Origin of the sequence: Chryseobacterium gilvum, assembly GCF_025628965.1 — a bacterium.
Classification (GTDB): Bacteria; Bacteroidota; Bacteroidia; order Flavobacteriales; family Weeksellaceae; genus Chryseobacterium; species Chryseobacterium gilvum.
Genome location: NZ_JAOTEN010000001.1, coordinates 1,408,521 through 1,427,071, shown reverse-complemented (window position 1 = coordinate 1,427,071; position 18,551 = coordinate 1,408,521). Strand labels below are relative to the sequence as shown.

At 36.9% G+C, this 18,551-nt stretch carries 15 protein-coding genes; 9 read left to right on the top strand and 6 right to left on the bottom strand.

The window, feature by feature from the left end; genetic code table 11:
• From N0B16_RS06585 to N0B16_RS14150, 3 genes are all read left to right on the top strand, one after another.
• Positions 1-937 (top strand): RHS repeat-associated core domain-containing protein (locus N0B16_RS06585; RefSeq protein ID WP_303647420.1); only part of this gene is annotated, 937 nt, incomplete at its 5' end.
• On the top strand, positions 934-1,344 hold the full coding sequence (locus N0B16_RS06580; protein WP_262989939.1) for a hypothetical protein: 411 nt from the start codon (positions 934-936) through the stop codon (positions 1,342-1,344). The genes N0B16_RS06585 and N0B16_RS06580, both read left to right, overlap by 4 nt.
• A gap of 364 nt (positions 1,345-1,708) precedes the next feature.
• The gene (locus tag N0B16_RS14150) at positions 1,709-2,737 is read left to right on the top strand and encodes an RHS repeat domain-containing protein (RefSeq protein ID WP_368407544.1); all 1,029 of its coding nucleotides are present in this window, start codon (positions 1,709-1,711) and stop codon (positions 2,735-2,737) included.
• A 730-nt stretch (positions 2,738-3,467) separates the two neighbouring features.
• Here N0B16_RS14150 and N0B16_RS06570 read toward each other — a convergent pair.
• Positions 3,468-4,598 carry a serine hydrolase domain-containing protein gene (locus N0B16_RS06570; protein WP_262989938.1) on the bottom strand — a complete coding sequence of 377 codons (1,131 nt, stop codon included), beginning with the start codon at positions 4,596-4,598 and terminating at the stop codon, positions 3,468-3,470.
• A complete protein-coding gene (locus N0B16_RS06565; RefSeq protein ID WP_262989937.1) occupies positions 4,598-6,319 on the bottom strand; it encodes an FAD/NAD(P)-binding protein in 1,722 nt (573 codons plus the stop codon). Before N0B16_RS06565 ends, N0B16_RS06570 begins: the two co-directional genes overlap by 1 nt.
• A 301-nt stretch (positions 6,320-6,620) precedes the next feature.
• Here N0B16_RS06565 and N0B16_RS06560 point away from each other — a divergent pair, with 301 nt between their 5' ends.
• Genes N0B16_RS06560 through N0B16_RS06535 form a run of 6 tightly spaced genes read left to right on the top strand, consistent with a single transcriptional unit; the run spans position 6,621 to position 13,890 of the window.
• Positions 6,621-8,090 carry a hybrid sensor histidine kinase/response regulator gene (locus tag N0B16_RS06560; RefSeq protein WP_262989936.1) on the top strand — a complete coding sequence of 490 codons (1,470 nt, stop codon included), beginning with the start codon at positions 6,621-6,623 and terminating at the stop codon, positions 8,088-8,090.
• Positions 8,091-8,094: 4 nt separating this feature from the next.
• Complete coding sequence (locus N0B16_RS06555) at positions 8,095-11,703, top strand: response regulator (RefSeq protein ID WP_262989935.1); 3,609 nt, start codon at positions 8,095-8,097, stop codon at positions 11,701-11,703.
• A gap of 14 nt (positions 11,704-11,717) precedes the next feature.
• Positions 11,718-12,083 (top strand): response regulator, encoded by a 366-nt coding sequence (locus tag N0B16_RS06550; RefSeq protein WP_262989934.1) that lies wholly within the window; start codon positions 11,718-11,720, stop codon positions 12,081-12,083.
• Positions 12,084-12,914, top strand: coding sequence for a CheR family methyltransferase (locus N0B16_RS06545; RefSeq protein ID WP_262989933.1), 831 nt, complete (start codon positions 12,084-12,086; stop codon positions 12,912-12,914).
• 9 nt (positions 12,915-12,923) lie between these two features.
• The gene (locus N0B16_RS06540) at positions 12,924-13,508 is read left to right on the top strand and encodes a chemotaxis protein CheB (protein WP_262989932.1); all 585 of its coding nucleotides are present in this window, start codon (positions 12,924-12,926) and stop codon (positions 13,506-13,508) included.
• A gap of 16 nt (positions 13,509-13,524) precedes the next feature.
• Positions 13,525-13,890 carry a response regulator gene (locus N0B16_RS06535; RefSeq protein WP_262989931.1) on the top strand — a complete coding sequence of 122 codons (366 nt, stop codon included), beginning with the start codon at positions 13,525-13,527 and terminating at the stop codon, positions 13,888-13,890.
• A gap of 66 nt (positions 13,891-13,956) precedes the next feature.
• Here N0B16_RS06535 and N0B16_RS06530 read toward each other — a convergent pair whose 3' ends face one another.
• The 4 genes from N0B16_RS06530 to N0B16_RS06515 form a co-directional block, all read right to left on the bottom strand.
• Entirely contained in the window at positions 13,957-15,942 is a 1,986-nt protein-coding gene (locus N0B16_RS06530) for an LTA synthase family protein (protein ID WP_262989930.1), read from the bottom strand.
• Between the two features lie 61 nt (positions 15,943-16,003).
• On the bottom strand, positions 16,004-17,290 hold the full coding sequence (locus N0B16_RS06525; protein WP_262989929.1) for a sensor histidine kinase: 1,287 nt from the start codon (positions 17,288-17,290) through the stop codon (positions 16,004-16,006).
• A 28-nt stretch (positions 17,291-17,318) separates the two neighbouring features.
• Positions 17,319-17,993: a response regulator transcription factor gene (locus N0B16_RS06520; RefSeq protein ID WP_262989928.1), complete on the bottom strand. Its 675-nt coding sequence runs from the start codon at positions 17,991-17,993 to the stop codon at positions 17,319-17,321.
• Between the two features lie 135 nt (positions 17,994-18,128).
• A complete protein-coding gene (locus tag N0B16_RS06515) occupies positions 18,129-18,536 on the bottom strand; it encodes a hypothetical protein (RefSeq protein ID WP_262989927.1) in 408 nt (135 codons plus the stop codon).
• Positions 18,537-18,551 lie beyond the last annotated feature (15 nt).

Here is an 18,551-nt window from a genome sequence, read left to right as displayed (position 1 = left end):
AAATGTAAGGCTCAGTTATTTTAAAAATGCAAACAGCAGCGCAGAAGTTCTTGAAGAAAATAATTATTATCCGTTTGGGTTGAAGCATGAAGGATACAACGCAAATGGTGGAAACCCTGCGTACAAGTATCAATATAACGGTAAGGAATTGCAGGAGGAAACAGGGATGTATGATTATGGCGCAAGATTCTATATGCCCGATATTGGAAGATGGGGTGTTGTTGATCCACTAGCGGAGAAATACCGAAGATGGTCGCCATATACTTATGTGATGAATAATCCAATTAGATATATTGATCCTGATGGAAGATTTATTATTGATCCAAACGCAACAAAGGAACAACGTGCAATACTTCAAAGAGCAATTTATTTAGCTCAATCTTTAGTACAGGATGAAAAAGTACTTAAAAGCATGATGAAATGGGGACAGATGAGCCGAGAAACAATTCTTAATGATTTAGCTGACGGGAAAGGTCCAATATTGTATATTAAAGATTTGAGTAAATTAAAAGTGAGAGCTTTTGCAACTTATAAAGGAAATGGAAGAGGCAAAGGAGAATTTAATATAAACTCTAATAATCTAGATGAAATACAAAATCTTTCAGAAGGGGAAGAACAATCGAATTTACTTTTTTTAATTGCCACCTCTATATTGCATGAAGATGTCCATAAAGGTGATGATGTTGATGGAATTGATAATCCTGAAGAAGAAGGAGATAAATTTGAAGAAGAAGCGTTTGGAAGAGATGTACAAAGACGAACAGTAAGTGATATTCGATCGGAATCTTATAGCCGTTTAAAAAAGAGATTATCGGATAGCTTCATTAAAAAAAGTTTGAAAATGTTCACCGAAATCCAAAAATATGAAGAGAAAAAGAAAGATAATATAAATACTAAAAAAGATCCTAATGAAAATATCATAAAATATAAAAAATGAAAATATATTTATTAATAATTTTTTTATTAACAATAAATTGTAGTAATAAAAAAAACGATCCTATTAATGAGGATATTTCTGATCTCATTGAATTATCTTTAAATATATGCAAAGATGTCGAACAGTATTATCATTTTGAACTTAAAGAGCGTAGAAATATAAAAATATCTTTTAAAGATATTAAAAATCCTCTAACAAGAAAAATAAAATGTTATGGCATTATAGTAGATAATAAAGGTGAAATGGATGAAGATACAAATCTGATAGAAGTACTAGAATATCAAAAAACTTCTGATAAATTTTATATCTTATATAAAATTCCTAATCAAGGTGTAGTGGTTGAGACAACTATTAAATATAAATTTGGTCAATGGGAGTTGTCAGATTGTAGCGTTTTAGAACAATAAAATAAAGATAGTTCTCCTGCTGCGCAAAGTCTCCCGACTTTGAGCGGATAAATAAATAAAACCCATCGCAATTGCGATGGGTTTTGTTTTATAAAGCAGCTACATTTTTATTAAAAAAGTCTTTAAATTTTTTTGTGGTGAGCATTATGTACCTTCAAATAAACGTATATCATCAGAGACACCAATGGAAGCACCGAAGAGCATAATGTACGAACCAACTACATCTACCGCGCAGACGGAACCAAGATCAGAAAGGGATATACTTCTTTCTTCAGCAAAAACGGAACGGAGCGAACCACGATGACCGATTACCTAGATGGCTTCCAATATACGGTCAATTACCTCAATACGGCAACCTTAGAATTTGTACCGACAGCAGAAGGGTATTTTAATTTTAAAAGATAATACGTATATTTACAATTATACCGACTATTTAGGAAATGTAAGGCTCAGTTATTTTAAAAATGCAAACAGCAGCGCAGAAGTTCTTGAAGAAAATAATTATTACCCTTTTGGGTTGAAGCACCAAGGATATAATGCAGGAGGTGGAAATCCTCAATATCAGTATAAGTACAACGGAAAGGAGCTTCAAGAGACGGGGATGGTTGCAATGGACTTTCGTCATTATATGCCCGATATTGGAAGGTTTATAATTCAGGATGGACTTGCTGAAGTAATGCCCGATTGGACTCCTTATCATTTCGCATTTAATAATCCTGTTTATTTTTCCGACCCAACTGGATTGTTTGAAGAAGGAGGAAATGCTCTTGCAACTTGTCCTACCTGTCCAAACACGGCAGAGTTTAAACCATACATTGATGATAAAAACAATGTGTATGTTTATGACCCTGAAACGAAAAAAGCTGAAAAAGAATTACAAATTGAAGAAGTTACCATAACAGGAAAGAAAAAAGATAACAATACGAATGGGTACAACTTCCCGCGCTATACGTATGTTGATAATATTCTTAATAATCAATATTATGATTTAACTTCTTTGGGCTTAGAGCAAGGTATTGCTAATACAACATCTTATGTAGATAAGGCTCTTAGGACCACATCTACAGTTAATTTTACAGCTTTGAATGAATATGCTCGTCCCGCATATAGAACAACACTTTTAGGATCAGCTCTCAAAACATCAAGAGTTGCATCCACGGCAAAAGTTCTTAAAATATCAGGAAATGCTCTTGCAGGAGTAGGTGCCGTTGTGTCAATTTATCAGTATGGTTCAGGTCAAATATCTGGTACAGAGTTTACAGTAGATATGATAATGACAGGGGTAGGATTTTTGGGTCCAGTTGGTGCTGGTGTTTCCTTGATTTATTTTGGAGGAAAGGCTGTATATGAATATTCGACAGGTGAAGATTTATTTGAAAAACACACTCAATAATGAATAAAGGATTAAACTATATTATATTCCATTTTATTAAATTTCAAAGAAAAGTAGGAAATGGGGATGTCTCGACATTTACGACATCGGTATTTTTCACAATAATGATATGGATGAATATTTTAACAGTAGTAAATTATATTCTTATTAAGAATCATTATCCTACTAAAAATTATTTTATTCCAGTCATATTGTTTTGTATAGGATTATTCTTAATTATAAACAACTATATTAGGAAAAAGAAGTATGAAGATTATAATTTTCAATCCTCTTTTTTTGGGTATTTATGTTTATTAATTTATATAGGAATAAGTTTTGCATTGTTTGTGCAGAGTGTTGAATTGCTAAAATAACAATTGCTAATCTCCCCCTCTGCGCAAAGTCTGTGACTTTGAGCGGATAAACACAAAAACCCATCGCAATTGCGATGGGTTTTTGTGTTTTATAACGCAGCTACATTTTATTAAAGAAGTCTTAAAATTTTTATCGATGATTTAAAAGCCGATAAAGAAAAGCGCAATTTAAAAACGAATTATATCCGCGCAGACGGCACAAGCTCGAGGGATACACCGCTTATTTTAAGAATTTTGCAGAATGTACGACCACGACGGATTATCTGGAAGGCTCCAATACACAATCAATTACCTCAATACGGCAACCTTAGAATTTGTACCGACTGCAGAAGGGCAATTTTAAAGAAAATAGACACTATAATGTAAATGCAAATTAATTACACCATCCCACTCACTTCATCAACAAGAATTTTTACCTGATGAGGCCTTTTTTTCTTGTCAACCTCCAATCTGTTGTATAATCCGGTTTTTACAATAACCAGATTTTTGTCAGGAATCATAATGATAAACTGGCCCAGAAAACCATAAAAGAAACGGTGTTTTGTTTCAGAGTCATCATTTGCCCAGATCGACATGCAGAATGCATCATTTACAGAAGTTGGAGTCGACAGTTTTTTACAGTATTCCTTACTGATCAGCTGTTGCCCTTTCCAGTTGCCTTCCTGCATAATGAGCTGCCCGATTTTTGCAAAATCCCTGGAAGTAGCATGAATGCAGCAAAAGGCTTTCTCCATTCCGTGTTGGTCCGTACTCCATTTGGCAGGAAACTCCATACCAAGCGGTTTCCATATTTTATCAGATAAATAGTCAGCAAGTTTTTTTCCGATTGCTTTTTTGAGGGCAAGACCCAGAATTTGTGCAGCAACACTTTGATATTCATAATGTTGTCCGGGCATTTCTTTTACTTCAATACCGAATGCCTGTTCGGCAAGATCTTCTATAAAATACTGTTTTGAATTGGGCGCAAAAGGATGGCGGTATTCTTCTGCCCATTCAAATCCGGCCTGCATGGTCATGAGATGGCGAAAAGTGAGAAACTGGCCATATTTGCTCGATTTATATTCGGGAAATACAGATGAAACCAGTTGATCTTCAGACTCCAGATAGCCGTCATCAATCGCACAGCCTGTTAAAATTGCAAGAATTCCTTTGGCCATTGAAAATGAATTCATCAGTGAAGAAGAGTCATGATCTTTCCAGTAAGATTCATGCAGTAATTTGTTATTTTGAATAATCACCAAGGATGAAGCCCGCGTTTTTTTTAAATCTTTTATAAGTGTTTCAGAGAGATTTTGGGAGTTATACGCCACATCTTTTTTCCAGTGCTCCGGGTGTAAAGTAGGAACAAGGTTTGACGGAAACTTTTCTTCATCATCCGTAGAAGGTGTCAAGGGGCCTTTTTTGAGATTCAGGGCGGCAGCTTTAAAAATATATCCGTATCCTGAAAGAAAAATCAGGGCCGCAACAGCTGAAGTTCCTGCTAAGAAAGCAGGCAAAAATTTTTTCATTAAGATAAATTTTTAACACGTAATGACTCCGCAATTCTTTCACTTGCCGTATCACAAAAATCCAGCCCGGAATAATCGGGGTTTAATCCTCCGATATAAGGTACCGCCATGATATAAAGATTTTCGGTAATTTGTCCGTAGCTGTTCTGGGCCTGAAAATGATCATTGATGCTCAAACCATGTACTTTAAGATAATAATTGTTGTTATATCCTTTTATCACCTGCTCATCTTTACTGATATACAGTTTCTCACCATACGCTTTATCCCGGAAAAGCAAATATCCCGAACTGATCAATTCACCGGATTTTAATCCTTCAAAAGGAACATTATTGATTTCCATGGGTTGTTGACCGATGGCATCTACGTATAACTGATAATGCTTTTCAATTTCAGTTTCACCATTTGGGCGGTAATAATATATTCCTCCAGATTCGGGATGCGGCTCCACGCGGCTTTCTTTATTGACCTGAATAAGATTGATGATTCCCGCATCGTACAATGCAATAATTTCCTGATAAGATGATTGCGGAAGCGAAGCAATAATAATAGAAATTAAAGGCATCAGTGTTTTTCTCAGACGCAGCATGTCTTCTGCAGAAAAGTGTTTTGCAGGATAATTCATTGCATAACTGAATGCGGAAAGGGTCTCTTTCCAGCTGATCGACTGCTTTCTCCTGATCGATTTTTCAGCCTCTGCAAATTCTGCCTTAAAAAGCTCGAAACTGTCTAATTCCTTTCGGATTTCCATCATTTTATCCACAAAATCTTCAATACTGAGTGTCTTAATCTGATCATGGAATCCAGGGTCTTTTTTTTGTAGAGGCAGCTTGAAGTTGATCTCAAAAACATGATCCAGGTCTACAAAACCGCCATGATTTTTTTTATATTCATAAATTTCATCAAAAGACATTGACCATTCAGGAGAATACGCATCGTCTTCCGAATGAAAACGTAGTGCCGGCAAAAAGCCACCTAAAGAAAACAGATCAATGCTGAAGTTCTTAGAATCTTCATTGAGAATATACTGCAGGCTTTTGTCTTTTTTCATCATATACGTACCGTTACGCCTGGAAATCGTTTTGATAGCATCTACAGCCGTGAGTGAAGTGCCCCTGATTGCAACCGGAAAATTGGTAGGAAAATTAAATTTTGACGGAGGATACGGAGAATCATACCATCCTTTTACCTTTTCTTCATGTTTCTTGGGCCAGAAATGACCGGTACATATAACAACCGCATCACTTTTATAGATATGTCCTTTATGATCAATAATATTGAATTTTTTTTCTTCTATCTGCTTAATATCTTCAATAGCTGTATTTTTTCTGATAATAACCTCTATTCCCGAATGTTTTGCAATACTGATGTACTTTTCAAACTGATTTTCAAGATAATTTCCCAAAAGCAGCCTTGGAATTACCTGATAAGGGTTTATTGATCCGTCTGTAATAAAATCGGGAAATTCATTTGTGGGATGTTTAAGGATGTATTCTTCGAAAGTATCTTCCAGTTCCGGCAATTCGTTGGCAGAAACATTGGCAACATGCTCGTGAGAAGAACCATGTTTTCCGTAAGGCATTCCGGCTCCTAACCGTTCGTTTTTTTCAAAAATGTAAATGATTGCCGGTCTGTATTCTGAGCGAATAATATTTTTCATCATAAATAATGCAGCCGGCCCACCTCCAACGAGAGCAACAGCACTTGGGTCGAATTTTACCATAGGTTTTATTTGGAAGTTCAATCTTCAAAAGATGTTCCGTTCTTGATTTTCCTACCGATAAATCAATGAAATAGTTATTAAGCCAAACTGACTTCTTACTATGAGAAATGTGGCATTTAATTTATATTGTTGATATTCAGTTTTTTGAAGAAAATGTATATAGGTAATTCAATATGTTTAATTTTATTTAATTAATAATTGCCTATGAGATTAATTATTAAGAAAAGTATCTGTTTTTTTAAAAATTTGTAAGTATTTTTGAAAGCTTAATATATGAAGTCTTTTTTTATATCACTTTACTATGATCTTAATCGTTGATGATAATCAGAACAATATCTATTCCCTGAAAAAATTATTAGAATCAAAAGATTTTCAGGTAGATACTGCAAATTCTGGTGAAGAAGCATTGGGAAAGGCCTTGAAAAACAGTTATGCACTTATCATTTTAGATGTTCAGATGCCCGGAATGGATGGGTTTGAAGTTGCGGAAACATTTTCGGGATACAGCAAGACTAAAGAAATACCTATTATTTTTTTATCAGCCGTCAATACCGATAAAAGATTTATTACTCGGGGATATGCTTCCGGTGGGATTGATTATGTTACGAAACCTATAGATCCTGAAATTCTGTTGCTCAAAGTAAAAACGTTTTACCATCTGCAGGAAAATAATCTTGCAATGAAAAAAACACAGCAAAGCTTAGAATTAGAAGTGAAGGGAAGACGAGAATCGCAGGTAACCATGAAATCTGAGATTGATCACTTTCATTTACTATTGGAAGCATTGCCGCAGATTGCATTTACCCTCACTAAAGATGGAGTCATCAATTTTGTAAATAACAAATGGTATCAATATTCCAATTCTGAGCATGAATTTCCTGAAACGCATCCCGATGATCACATCATTCAGGACGAGTTTGAAAGGTGCAGAAAAAAAGGGCAGGCTTTACAGCTGGAAACCAGGCTGAAAAATCTGGAATCAGGGGAGTACAGATATCATTTGCTGAGAATGTCGCCGGTGTACGAAGGTAATAATGTGAAAAACTGGGTGGGTACATTTACAGATATTGATGACCAGAAAAAAGTAGAAAAAGAAAAAGACGAATTTCTCAGCATTGCCAGTCATGAGCTGAAAACCCCTCTTACCAGCATCAAAGCATATATGCAGCTTCTGGACCGCAAGCTAAAGCTGGATAACAAAAATGCAGAATCGGTATATGTTGCAAAAGCACTTTCACAGGTAGAAAAGCTCAACAGCCTGATCTCTGATCTGCTGGATGTTTCCAAAATCGAAAACGGAAAACTGAAAATAAATAAAAAACCGGCCAACTTAGAAAATCTGATTCACAATACCATCGACATTATCCTTCAGACCAATGAAAACTCCAGTGTGAAAATAGAACGTCACATTGGGAAAATAGAACGGTTAATTCCATTTGATGAAATCAGGATTGAGCAGGTTCTGATTAATTTCCTGACCAATGCGATAAAATACTCACCGGAAAATAATCATGTGATCGTTACGACCTTTGTTGATGAAGATGAAGTAAAGGTGAGCGTTACCGATTTTGGAATCGGGATCCCGGATTTTAAACAGGACGCCGTTTTTCACAAATTTTACCGGGTCGAAGAATCTTCACTGCAGTTTCAGGGGATGGGTATCGGTTTATACATCTGTTCGGAAATCATCAAGCAGCATAACGGAACCATCGGTTTATCCAGTAAAGTAGAAGAAGGGTCTACATTTTATTTTACATTACCATTAAATTAATTTTATGCCGAAAAAAGTCATAAGAAATCTTCAGTTCGGAATCGGAATATCGGTACTTATCCTGATTGCAAGTTCAGTCGCTTCCTACTGGAGCATCCAAAACCAGATGGAACACAGAGAAAGTGTTTCTAAAAGCAGAAGATCGGTCACTGCTGTAAAAGATGTATTAATTGCACTTCTGGATGCGGAAACAGGAAACCGCGGGTTTCAGCTCACCGCAAAAGAAAACTTCCTGGAGCCTTACAATAGAAGCCTGCAAGAATATCCAAAGGCAATCCAGCGTGCAAAATCTTTGGATGTTACAGATAAAATTCAGCTGGCCCGAATAGATGCTCTGGAACAGAACGTCGGGAACAGTATAAGTAATCTTAAACAATTCGTTGAAAATAAACGGAACGGCATTCAGATGACTCAGGAGCAGATGCTTATGAGTAAAGTCTATATGGATAAATGCAGGATGATTGTGCGTGATTTTGTACAGTCAGAAGAACTTCAGCTGGATAAAAAAAGCCAGGATCTTAATAGCTCTTCCAATACTACAGTTTTGTTTATTATATTCTCATCATTGGCAGCCATTGCAGTTACAGCATTTTTTTACGTAAAACTGCGCAACGATTTGCTTCGCAGAGATAAGCTCGAAAAACAATTAAAAGCAAAAGAACTTGAGATATCCAAACGGGTAAGTGTGATTCAGCAGGTTGCGAGCAGAGTTTCAAATGGAGATTACAGCCAGAAAGTCGTTGATGAATCTAATGACGATCTCGGAGATCTGGTAGATTCTCTGAATCATATGACAGATTCGCTTAGAATTTCCTTTGAAAAAATCAATAAAAGCGATTGGCGCCAGAAAGGGCTCGCTTTGCTTAATGAAACCTTAGTGGGAAACAAATCTGTAAAACAGGTTACCCATGATTCTATAAACCAGCTTATTGAATATGGAAACTGTATCAATGGCGCTATTTATTTAAAAGACGACGAAAAATTAAGGCTCACGTATGCTTTCGGCTTAGAAAATAACATGAAGGCAAGCTTTGAGGAAGGTGAAGGGATGGTTGGCCAGATTTTCATTCAGAAAAAGCCTAAAGTATATAATGATCTTAACGAAAACGATTTTGCCGTTACTTTTGCAGGCAGCAAGGTTAAAATAAGAGCCATTTTATTGATTCCTATTATGAGCGGTCAACATGTAATAGGGGTGATCGAATTAGGTTCTGATAAAAATTTCGATCCTGAAAGATTAGATTATTTCACTGAAGGTGCCCGAAATATAGGAATTGCACTCCTTGCCGCAAAAGGCCGCGAAAAAGAGCAGCGATTGCTGGAAGAAACACAGGCTCAGGCTGAAGAACTGCAGGTGCAGCATTCCGAACTGGAAAACCTGAATACCGAGCTGGAAGGGCAGACTCAAAAGCTTCAGGCTTCGGAAGAAGAACTAAAAGTACAGCAGGAAGAACTGATGCAGACCAATACGGAGCTGGAAGAGCGTTCAAAATTACTGGAAGAAAAAAACCATCTGATTGCAGAACGGAATATGGAAATCCAGAGAAAAGCAGAAGAGTTAGCATTAAGCACCCAATACAAATCTGAATTTCTTGCCAATATGTCGCACGAATTGCGCACACCTCTCAACTCCATTTTACTTTTATCCAGATTAATGGCTGAAAATCCCGATGAAAATCTCAATGAAGACCAGATAGAATCTGCAAAAGTGATTCAAAGCTCCGGAAGCAGTTTATTGACGTTAATTGATGAGATTTTAGATCTTGCCAAAATAGAATCCGGGAAAATGACATTAGAATATCAGGATGTGGTGATTAACCATGTGGTTACGGATCTTAAAAATCTCCTGAATCCTGTCGTTAAAGAAAAAGGAATTGAATTTAATATTAATATAGACAATGATCTTGCAGAAACTATTGAGACAGACCGTCTCAGATTAGACCAGGTATTGCGGAATCTGCTTTCAAACGCGTTAAAATTCACAACAGAAGGCAGTGTAGAACTTAATATTAAAAAAGATCCTAAACATAAAAATTTTATCGTTTTCGCCGTTAAAGATACAGGAATCGGAATTCCGGAAGATAAGCAGAAAATTATCTTTGAAGCCTTTCAGCAGGCAGATGGCTCTACCCAGCGGAAGTTTGGGGGAACAGGATTGGGCTTATCGATCAGCCGTGAAATTGCCAAATTATTAGGAGGTTATCTGGAACTGAAAAGTAAAGTGAATGAAGGCAGCGAATTTAGCCTGAGTATTCCGATGCATACAGTATCGCAGACATCTCCTCAAACCGATCAAAGTCTGATTGAGGTGATAAGAGAAGATGTAAAAGAAATTAAAGAAATTATAAATTATGACGATCATGAAAGTACAGCTACAGCCGGTAATTTAGAAATTCCCGAAGATGTAGCCGATGACAGAGATCATATTACAAAAGATGACAAAGTCATTCTTATTGTTGAAGACGATACCAATTTTGCCAAAGCGCTCCTTAAATATGCACGGATGCAGAATTACAAAGGAGTGGTTGTGGTGCGCGGAGATTATGCGTTATCAGCGGCATTACAATATCATCCACTGGCAGTTCTGCTTGATGTGCAGCTTCCGGTAAAAGACGGCTGGAAGGTGATGGAAGAATTAAAATCAAACGCACAGACAAAGCTGATCCCGGTTCACATGATGTCATCTCTTCATGTGAAGAACGAAAGTATTATGAAAGGTGCTATCGATTTTATTAATAAGCCGGTTGCATTGGAGCAGATGACAGATGTATTTAAAAAAATTGAGGAAGCACTTAAAAAATCACCTCAGAAAGTTTTAATTGTGGAAGAAAACGCAAGACACGCCAGTGCATTGTCGTATTTCTTGGGCAATTTTGACATTTCTCTTTCGGTGGAAGATAACGTAGAAGACAGTGTCCGGGCTTTAAAATCAAATCTCGTCGACTGTGTTATCCTTGATATCGGTCAGGATAGACGGAACGGCTATAAAATCATAGAATCTATTAAAAGTTACGAAGGATTAGAAAATCTGCCGATCATTATTTTCACAGAACGAAACCTTTCAACTTCTGAAGAGCTGAAAATAAGGCAGTACGCAGATTCTATTGTTGTAAAAACAGCACATTCTTATCAGAGAATATTGGATGAGGTCGGTCTGTTCCTGCATTTGGTTGAAGAAAAAAATACCTCGGTTGAAAGCATCAGAAACAAGACTTTAGGGTCATTGACTGAAGTTCTGAGCGGCAAAAAAATCCTGATCACCGATGATGACGTCAGAAATATATTTTCGCTCACGAAAGCTTTAGAAAAATATAAGGTCGAAGTTGTTCTGGCCATGGATGGCAAACAGGCTTTGGAGCAGATGAATGAGCATCCGGATATTGATGTGGTCCTTATGGATATGATGATGCCGGAAATGGATGGCTACGAAAGCATTCAGGAGATCAGGAAAATCCCTAAATTCAAAAGGCTGCCGATTATTGCCGTTACGGCAAAGTCTATGATTGGCGATCGGGACAAATGTATTCAGGCAGGCGCGTCAGATTACATTACAAAACCTGTGGATATTGATCAGCTGCTGTCATTGCTGCGTGTTTGGTTATATGAAAGTTAAACAGATGAATTCTGATGAGTAAGAAAATTTTAATTGTGGATGATGATCCACGGAACATATTTGCATTAAAGCTGACATTGAAAGCCAGAGGGTACAGCATGGAGACTTCTGCCATGGCAAAAGATGCCATTCATCTTTTGGAGAATGACCCGGAAATCAATGTGGTGCTTATGGATATGATGATGCCCGAAATGGACGGATATGAAGCGATAAAAATCATACGGCAGAATCCTTCAATCAGCCATATTCCAATTATCGCAGTTACTGCGCAGGCTATGGAAGAAGACCGCCAGAAATGCCTGGACGCCGGTGCGCAGGATTATGTGAAAAAGCCGATTGATGTAGATGTATTGATAAAAGCCATAGAAAAACTGTCGTAGATGTTAGAACCCAGTATTGTAAGAGATGAAGATGTAGAAAACCTGATAAAAGATGTTTATGAGCTGTATGGGTATGATTTTTCGCTATACAGCAGAGCTTCTTTTAAACGTAGGGTCAACCGCATCTGCCTGATCGACCGTTTTACCAGTTTTGCAGAATTGCGGTATACCATCATCAGTGACCCGGAGTATCTGAAACGTTTTATCGAAGAGATTACGGTGAATGTAACCGAAATGTTCCGGGATCCTGAATTTTTTAAGACTTTAAGAGAGAAAGTATTGCCACAATTGGGAACCTATCCGCTGATCAGGATCTGGGTTGCAGGATGTTCTACAGGAGAAGAAGCGTATTCAATGGCAATCTTGCTGAAGGAGGCTAATTTATATCATAAAGCTTTAATTTATGGCACAGACATCAATCCGTCGGTTTTAGAAACTGCGAGAGCAGGTATTTTTTCGATGCAGCAGATGAAAGTGTATTCAGAAAATTATATGCTTTCCGGTGGTAAAAGAGACTTTTCAGATTACTACACTGCCAATTATGACAATGTGAAGTTTGATAAAAGCCTTAAAGAGAAACTGATTTTATCAACGCATAATCTGGTTTCAGACAGTTCTTTTAATAGTTTTCAGCTCATCATCTGCAGAAATGTGCTTATTTATTTCGATAAACCATTGCAGGAGAGAGTCTTTAAATTGTTTGATGCAAGTCTGGAGAATTTGGGATATCTCGCGTTGGGTTCTAAAGAAACCCTGCGTTTTTCAAATTTAGATAAAAGTTATTATCAGGTAGAAGATCAGAAAATCTGGAAAAAAATAGAACATCATTAACAGGCTTTAATGGAAACACATACAGATACAGAATTGGTCATCATCGGGGGGTCTGCAGGAAGTCTGCAGGTCATTATAGAAACGATTAAAAATCTGAATATTAATCTCAGTTTTCCAATCCTGATTGTCACCCATCGTAAAGCACAGTCTGCCAATATTCTTCCGTCCTTATTAAAGCAGATTTCGTCTCTTGACGTCATTGAGGTGGAAGATAAAACAGAACTGCTAAACAATACGATCTATATCGTTCCTGCAGATTACCATGTATTATTTGAAGATAAAAATATAATGTCTCTGGACAGTTCTGAAAAGATGAATTATTCCCGCCCGTCTATTGATGTAACCTTCAAATCTGCGGCAGAAATTTTCAGGGAACATCTTGTCGGGGTTTTGCTTTCAGGAGCCAATTCTGATGGGGTGGAAGGTTTAGAATATATTAAAAAAAATAACGGGCTGGTCTGGATTCAGGATCCGGAAACCGCTGAAGTAGATTATATGCCGAGACAGGCAATAGAAAAAGTCGCTTATGATTTTCTCATTACGCCGGAAAGTCTGGCCGGTAAGATCCTTCAATTAATAAAATATAAAGATTAAAAAAAGTAACCAAAATATGAACAAGAAAAGAATTTTAATTTTTGATGATGATGCAGTTATTTTAGAGGTAATAACAATCATTTTCGAAGAAGGCGGTTATGAGGTCGAAATTTCAGAAACATCACATGATATTATAGAAAAAGTAGCACAGTTCAATCCGGATATTATTCTTATGGACAACTGGATCCCGAATATAGGCGGGGTAGAAGCCACCAAACTTTTAAAAAATCATGAAGATTACAAACACATTCCTGTAATTTATATTACCGCCAATAATGACATCAATACTTTGGCAAAAAGTGCAAAAGCCGATGATTATATTGCAAAACCTTTCGATCTGGATGCTTTGGAAGAGAAAGTCGCCAAATTTTTAAAAGATTAAAATGTTATGATCCAATAAAAAACCGGGCGGTAACGTCCCGGTTTTTTTTATTATAAATGCAGCCTGCTATTTTGCCTTCATTTTTCCATTCTTAAATTGTTCACTGGCCGTCTGATAATAAGAGATGGTTTCAGAAATCAGATCATTATTTTTAAAATTCACCTCAGATAAAGACTGGTCTTTTCCAGAAACGGTAAACTGTTTCACTCTTTTCCGGTCATCAATCTGTGTAAAGAGATTGTTTCTCAATAATCCCAAAGTACGGTAGTTCCCGATAAAAGCACGCTCATCGCCGGCTTTTGTCCGGTTGATGTCTTTCCCGTAAAGACGAGTTGTATAATTCCAGCCGAGATAGCCAAATAAAGTGGGCATGAGATCAATCTGTGAAGTCAGACGGCTTATTTTCTCGGGTTTTTGCTGAGGCAGATTATAGATAATGGCCGGAATATGATGTTTAGCGATATTAATTTCCCATTTTCCTGCGCTGCTTGCACAATGATCGGCCACTATTACAAACACCGTATTTTTAAACCAAGGTTTTGTCTTCGCATTCTCAATAAATTTTCCTAAAGCATAATCGGTATATTTTACCGCACCGTTTCGTTCTCCTTGCGGAAGGTCAATTTTTCCTGAAGGGAAAGTGTACGGTTTATGATTGGAAGTGGTCATGACAAACTGAAAAAAAGGTTTGTGCTCTTTGGTGCTTCTATCAGCATATTTTATGGATTGCCTGTAAAGATCTTCATCACAGATTCCCCATGCATTTTCAAAGCTTACTTCACGGTCCGTAATCGGGAATCTCTCGGTTTTGATTTCATCAGATAAAGGATTTCCTCTGTCACGGTCAACGATATTAAATCCCTGTCCGCCAAAAAAAGTGTTCATATTATCAAAATAGCCATCTCCGCCGTAAATAAAGTATGGCTGATAATTTTTAGATTTTACAATGGTAGAAACGGAAAATAAATTTTGATTATTGGGCCTCCTTACAATACTGTTTCCCGGAGTGGGCGGTACAGAAAGCGTTAACGCTTCCATTCCGCGTACGGTTCTGGTTCCGGTTGCATACAGATTGGTAAAAAATATGCTTTGTTCAGAAAGCTGGTCATAATTGGGAGTAAGATGATCTTTGTTCCCGAAAGCCTGTAAAAAATCTGCACTGAAACTTTCAATTGCGATAAGAATAATATTGGGAGTCTGCTCATGAAGACCTGTAGTAAATCTTGAGATGTCATCGGTTTTTGCAGAAACATATTTTTGATTCTCCTGTAAAAGATCATTTTTTAAAACCGAATATGCTTCGTTCTCCGGAAGTTTGGGATAAAATGTTTCGTAATCCAGCTCGTTGGATTGAAATGCGGATATAAAAGAAAAAGCGCCGTTTTTACCCAATTCGTTATCCACCAGATTGTTGCTGAAATCGCCCTGTTTATTTTTCATCAGCAATCCCAAAACAATTGCGGTGGCCAGAACAGGGATTCCGTATGGTAAGCGGGAACGCAGGGTATTTTTATCCGAAAAGGTTTTTCTGAAGATATTGAATTTCTTAAAACCGAAAAATGTAAGAACAATTAATCCTATCAGTATAGCTGCAATAACCGGGATTGGGTACGACTGGTTGATGTTTTCAAATACTTCATACGTGTAAATAAGGTAATCTACAGCGATAAAATTAAAACGTACCCCAAATTCTTCCCAAAAAGGAATTTCCGCAAGAAGACTGAAATAAATAATAATGAAGATAAGGGTAATATAAAAATAGGTAAAGCATTTATCGAATAATGAGCCGATCCACTTTTTTGGAAAAATGATAAGATAAACCGCGTATAAAAACAAAAAAAAGCAGCCCATCGTAAGATCATACAGAAAACCTGTAATGAAAGCTCTGAAGAGATACAAAATACTGAAATCTGCGTCTTTCGAAGACCAGATTAGAAATAGAAGCCGGATTATAAATGATAAGATAAGATATAAACTTAAAATACTGAATAACGCGGAAAATCTGCCTGAAAATAATTTCTGAATAGATTTTGAATTTGTTTTTACGGTCATTGATTTATTTTACCCTGCAAATAAACCAATCAATTTAGAAGAAATTTTGAATTTTTTAAGATCAGAAGTCGATTGTAAACGTATGTTGGTTGTTCTCATAGCGATAATTTACCGCCCAGTTTTGAAATTTGCAGATTTCTTTAATAATAGCCAATCCCAGACCGCTGCCTTTATTTTCTGCAGAAAGTCTCGAAAACCGTTTAAACAAAAGATCAGAATTCAGTGCCTCAGTTCCGGAATTGGTGATTTCCATGGATATATCGGTGAGTTTTATACAAATCGAGCCATCTAAAGGAGTGTGGCGTATTGCATTGATCAGCAGATTATTGATTAAAACTTCCGTGAGGCTTTTGTTTCCGCTGATGCTGATTCCCGAATGGATATGGGAATATAATGTGATATTTTTCTGCTGAAAATGATCTTCCATCTGTTCTGTGCATTGTTTCAGCAAATGAGCAATCTGTATTTTTTCCTGATTGTTAAACTGGTTGTTATCAATCTTGGCGAGCAAAATCAGGTTTTTATTGATGCGCGAACTTCTGTTGAGCACTTTATTCATTTCTTCGACCATTTGATATTGCTCATCCGTAAGATTTTTATTCTGAAGAAGCAGGTCAAGTTTGTTTTTAAGAATCGCTAAAGGAGTCTGCAGCTCATGCGAAGCGTTTTCTGTAAATTCTTTCTGGGTGATGTATACAGAAATATTATGGTCGATAAGTTTTTCAAGAGATTGATGAAGCTCCTCAAATTCAATGATTTCCGTGTTTTCAAACTGAATGGCGTGATGAGCATTCAGGTTGAAATTTTTTAACTTTTCAAGGGTATTTCTAAAGGGTTTCCATACGGTTTCAGAGAGCCTTTTGTTTAAAAATAAAAGCCCGGAAACGATCATAAGAAAGAAAAAAAGCGTGATTGCAGAGATGGCAGCAATGGTTTCTTCAGATTCTTCGATATTGGTTTCAACGGTAAAAAGATACGGCTTCCCGTTTATGTACACTACGGTGGTAAGCGTCCTGTACCGCTCGATTTCATATTCCGGGGAAAAAAGTTTCGGCTTTTCTACAGTCGAGTAAATATCTTTTTTCAGTGGGTCTGCCGCAATTTCCCGGATACTGGTTTCAGGCTGTATTTTTTTCCACAGCAAAATGCTTTTTTTCAGTTCCCGGTCAGAAAGCTTCAGATGATTAAATTCGTAGGCTGTTTTTTGGGCAATGGTTTTGTTATGTTCGTCAAGCTCATTTTTCCAGATAGAATCGATCACGAGAAAATATACCGGAACACTGATGATCAAAATGATCAGAACATAGATGAGAAATGGCTTGGTGGTTTTATATAATAGAGGTTTCAATGAGATAATAATTTTTAAAGAAGTGGTACTAAGAAATCCATTTATAACCGGTTCCGTAAACGGTTTTTAAATAGTGGTCGCAACCTGCGTCGTACAGTTTCTTTTTCAGGTTTTTCACATGTGCATAGACAAAATCATAATTATCGAGCATATCTGCAAAATCTCCGGAAAGATGCTCTGCCAAAGTGTTTTTTGAGATCACTTTGTTTTTGTTGCCGATAAAATAAATCAGAAGGTCAAACTCTTTTTTGGTGAGGAAAATGGTGCGGCTGTTAACGGAAACAGTTTTAGCAAGAAGGTCAATTTCAAGTTCGTTTTGTGTAATAACATTAGAATTCCCGAATTGTTTCCGACGGATGATAGAATAAATTCTGGCCATCAGTTCTGAAAGATGAAAGGGCTTTGTTAAATAATCATCGGCGCCCATCTGCAATCCCATAATCTTATCATCCAGAGCATTTTTTGCTGAAACGATGATGACGCCATCCTGCTTATTTTGTTTTTTTATTTCTTCGAGAATTCTGAGGCCGTTCCCATCCGGAAGCATGAGATCCAGAACAATGCAATCATAATCAAACTGCTCAATTTTCCCGAAAGCTTCGGCAAACGTCGCGGCAAATTCACATAAGTAATGTTCCTCGGAAAGGTATGCTGCAATGCTTTCGGCAAGTTCTGTTTCGTCTTCTATGATCAGGATTTTCATCAGAATATATATTTTGAAACGTTACTTTTTTAATTCTGCTAATGTATACAATCATTCTGAAATATAAAGTTATTTTTAGTTCATAAAAAAAGACACATTTCTGTGTCTTCTACATTAAGCGATAGGTTTGATTTTTTACTTAATCCGGTTATAGATAAATTTAGTTACCAAAGCTCCAAACACGTAATATCCTACCGTCATCAGCTTTTTCTGAGTATTTTCGGCAACGGGCTCATCATTTAATCCCAATGGTTTTGGTAATGCTATGGCAGAAACACCGGCTAAAATTCCTGAGGCGATATCATGGTTGGTAGCAGTGGTGGCGTAATATAACCCGTTGCTCACAATATCTCCTACAAGAGTGGTTGCGTAAATATTATCTATTCCTGTAATATTGATAGGTGTATTATCAGTCATCTTTAATAGAGCTTCTTCGCCTACTTCATTGATATGGGGTACATTGTCGAAGTTTTTTCTGATGGTTTCGTGTAAAACATTGAGAGCGATGGCTCCGCCGAGACCGGCTAAAATTTTCTTGTACATATTATTTGATTTTGG

Bases quoted from the DNA above. Each gene is read 5' to 3' on its own strand.
- N0B16_RS06580 (WP_262989939.1), top strand. From the start codon at position 934: ATGAAAATATATTTATTAATAATTTTTTTATTAACAATAAATTGTAGT.
- N0B16_RS06570 (WP_262989938.1), bottom strand. From the start codon at position 4,598: ATGAAAAAATTTTTGCCTGCTTTCTTAGCAGGAACTTCAGCTGTTGCG.
- N0B16_RS06565 (WP_262989937.1), bottom strand. From the start codon at position 6,319: ATGGTAAAATTCGACCCAAGTGCTGTTGCTCTCGTTGGAGGTGGGCCG.
- N0B16_RS06560 (WP_262989936.1), top strand. From the start codon at position 6,621: ATGATCTTAATCGTTGATGATAATCAGAACAATATCTATTCCCTGAAA.
- N0B16_RS06555 (WP_262989935.1), top strand. From the start codon at position 8,095: ATGCCGAAAAAAGTCATAAGAAATCTTCAGTTCGGAATCGGAATATCG.
- N0B16_RS06550 (WP_262989934.1), top strand. From the start codon at position 11,718: ATGAGTAAGAAAATTTTAATTGTGGATGATGATCCACGGAACATATTT.
- N0B16_RS06545 (WP_262989933.1), top strand. From the start codon at position 12,084: ATGTTAGAACCCAGTATTGTAAGAGATGAAGATGTAGAAAACCTGATA.
- N0B16_RS06540 (WP_262989932.1), top strand. From the start codon at position 12,924: ATGGAAACACATACAGATACAGAATTGGTCATCATCGGGGGGTCTGCA.
- N0B16_RS06535 (WP_262989931.1), top strand. From the start codon at position 13,525: ATGAACAAGAAAAGAATTTTAATTTTTGATGATGATGCAGTTATTTTA.
- N0B16_RS06530 (WP_262989930.1), bottom strand. From the start codon at position 15,942: ATGACCGTAAAAACAAATTCAAAATCTATTCAGAAATTATTTTCAGGC.
- N0B16_RS06520 (WP_262989928.1), bottom strand. From the start codon at position 17,993: ATGAAAATCCTGATCATAGAAGACGAAACAGAACTTGCCGAAAGCATT.
- N0B16_RS06515 (WP_262989927.1), bottom strand. From the start codon at position 18,536: ATGTACAAGAAAATTTTAGCCGGTCTCGGCGGAGCCATCGCTCTCAAT.